The 2,702-nt window shown below is 70.4% G+C and carries 1 protein-coding gene, 2 pseudogenes and 1 riboswitch; of the genes and pseudogenes, 1 reads left to right on the top strand and 2 read right to left on the bottom strand.

Annotation, left to right across the window (positions count from 1 at the left end):
* Together I5I_RS15660 and I5I_RS15655 are read right to left on the bottom strand one after the other, a co-directional pair.
* A pseudogene (locus I5I_RS15660) lies at positions 1-705 on the bottom strand (amidohydrolase family protein); the annotation flags it as partial.
* Positions 702-2,276: a beta-N-acetylhexosaminidase gene (locus I5I_RS15655; RefSeq protein ID WP_036321956.1), complete on the bottom strand. Its 1,575-nt coding sequence runs from the start codon at positions 2,274-2,276 to the stop codon at positions 702-704. The gene I5I_RS15655 and the pseudogene I5I_RS15660, both read right to left, overlap by 4 nt.
* A 122-nt stretch (positions 2,277-2,398) precedes the next feature.
* Positions 2,399-2,482: riboswitch (ZMP/ZTP riboswitch) on the top strand.
* Between the two features lie 66 nt (positions 2,483-2,548).
* Between I5I_RS15655 and I5I_RS16995 the strand changes: the two are divergent.
* Positions 2,549-2,702 (top strand): annotated as a pseudogene (locus I5I_RS16995) (serine hydroxymethyltransferase); the annotation flags it as partial.

Below are 2,702 nucleotides of genomic sequence, written 5' to 3'. Positions count from 1 at the left end.
CAGCGCTGCGACGACCGGCCCGGGTTCGCGGTGGTGGATGCCGGGCATGGCGTTGAACGCGTGCGTCAGGATGGTCGCTCCGGCGTCGAAGGCGGCGAAGGCTTCGTCCTCGGTGGCGTTCGTGTGGCCGACCGCCACCGCGACGCCCGCGGCCACCAACTGCGACACCGCCGCCAGCGCGCCCGGCAGCTCGGGAGCCAGGGTCACCTGTCGGACGGTGCCCCGCCCCGCCTCCAGCAGCCGGCCGACGGCGGCGGCATCCGGCGGCCGGAGGAGACTGAGGGTGTGCGCCCCTTTGTGGCCTGGATCGAGGAAGGGGCCTTCGAGGTGCGAGCCGAGGATCGTCGCATCGTCCTCGACGAGATCGGCGATCACCGCCACGCGGGCGGCGAGATCGTCGAGCGCTGCCGTGACGAGCGAGAGCACCGCGCGGGTGGTTCCGTGCGCACGGTGCATCGCCCGCGCCGTGGCGATCGCCTCGGCGCCGTCGTCGAACGAGGCGCCCCCGCCTCCGTGACCGTGGATGTCGATGAACCCGGGCGTCACCACCCCTCCCGCGGCGTCGATCACGTGGGCCGCCGTCAGGGCGCGCCACGTCGTGCCCGTCCCGCGGCCGTCGATGACGCCATCGGTGAAGGCGATCCAGGCGTCGGGGGTGAGCGTTCCCGCAGAGACAAGACGGGCCGAATGGATGACGGTGGTCATGTGGTGTCCCCTCGTGCGGTGATCGCCTCCATCGGCGTCCATTCGATCTCGGGCAGCGCGGTGAAGCGGATGCCGAGTGCCGTCCACAGAGGCCCGAGCCCGCCCACGCGGGACCGGAACGATTCCCATGTTCGCAGAGGGAGGCTTTCCCATGCCGGGGACCACGCCGCTTCCGCGGCGGCGGCGATGCGCGGGAATGCGAGCGCGTCGATGTCGGCAGGCGTCCGAGCGGTCTCGCTCCACAGCGGCGCCTCCACGCCGAGGATCTGCGTCTCGTCGATGCCGTCGATGACGGCGGTCGGCTCCCACTCGTAGGCGCGACGGGCACTCGTGACCCCGCGTGCCCACGTCAGCCCGAGCGGTGAGTCGGGGTCGAACTTCATATCGAGGTAGATCGCATCGGCGGGCGAGAGGATGACCCGCCCGCCGCGACGGACGAAGCCCCGGGTCTTCTCGTCCATGCCGTCCGTCGGCGACACGAAGCCCCAGTACTGACCGACGGTTCCTTCCGCGACCCTGCCCGAGACTCCAGCCTCATGCCAGGCGATGGCGGTCTTGCCGGTCTCGACCACGAGCCGTGAGACGCGCTCGATGTAGTGGTCGTAGTCATCGGCATCCGTCCCCAACGCCTCGTCGCCGCCGATGTGCAGGTACGGACCGGGTGTCAGCGCCGCCAGCTCGGTGAGGACGTCTGCGAGGAAGGTGTACGTCTGCTCGTCGCGGATGCGCAACGACGAGAAACCCACCCCGATGCCTTCATAGGCGACACCGCTGACCGGCAGGTCGGTGCCGTCCTGCTCCGCCTGCTGCTGCAGCTGCGCGCTGATCACCGGCGGCGCGCACAGCTCGGGGTAGGCGAGGGAGACGGCGTGGGTGTGGCTGGGGCCGTCGATCTCGGGCACGACGACCATGTGGCGGCGGCTGGCGTACGCGACGATGGCGCGGTAGTCGTCGTGGGTGTAGAAGCCGCCGCCGTCGGCGCCGACCGAGCTCGTGGCTGCCCTCTCCGTGAGCCGGCGGCGGGAGTGCATCTCGATGCGCCATCCCTGGTCGTCGGTGAGGTGCAGGTGCAGAACGTTGAACTTCAAGCCCGCGGCGCGGTCGATGTAGCCGCACACCGTCGCGACGTCGAGGAAGTGACGGGCGACGTCGAGCATGACGCCGCGGTACGCGAACCGGGGTGCGTCCTCGATCTCCATCTCCGGAACGCCCCAGCCCGAGGCGTCCGCCGTGATCGCCTGCGCGAGAGTCTGCACGCCGTAGAAGAGGCCCGCGGCATCCGCACCCGCCACGTGCACGGCGTCGACGTCGCTGCGCAGCCGATACGACTCGGCGGGGCCGTCGTGGTCGAGGCTCAGTCGGATCTGTCGCCGCCCGCCGTCCGCGGGTGTCGAGGGAGGCAGATGGATGCCGATGCGCGCAGCGATCAGCCGGCGCAGCTCGGCGGCGGCGTCGGAGAGGGCCTCGGCATCCGTCGCCATCATGAGCGCGACGTCGCCTGCCAGGGCGAACGCGCGGCCGTCGCCGACGGTCAGGTGCGCGGGTGCGGGGATGAGGGAGGGCTGCGACACGGTGGCTCCATTCTGCGTGGCGGCCGGGACCGGGCCAGGGGGTACTCCGGTTGTGTTAGGAGTCTTAACAAATATGGCAACGCCAGCCTAGCCGTGTGCCTGCGGCGTCGCATCCGATATGCTCGCACTGTCGCGACTGGCGTTGAGGTGGGTCACCATCGGGGAGCGGCGAACACGGCAATCGACCGCACGCCTGGGCCGGCCTTCGTTTGATTCATCGGCGTGCGCCCAGCGCACATCGGCATCCACCCGACGAATGGCAGGAGACCGTCATGACCGATCCGTACTTCAACGCCCCGCTCGCCGAGGTCGACCCCGAGATCGCCCAGGTGCTCGAGCGCGAGCTCGAGCGTCAGCGCGGCTACCTCGAGATGATCGCCTCGGAGAACTTCGTTCCCGTCTCGGTGCTGCAGTCGCAGGGCTCGG

This window comes from Microbacterium sp. B24, from assembly GCF_000333415.1.
In the GTDB taxonomy this organism is placed as follows: domain Bacteria; phylum Actinomycetota; class Actinomycetes; order Actinomycetales; family Microbacteriaceae; genus Microbacterium.
Note: the sequence above shows the minus strand (reverse complement) of the source record. Positions and strands in the feature narration are given on the sequence as shown.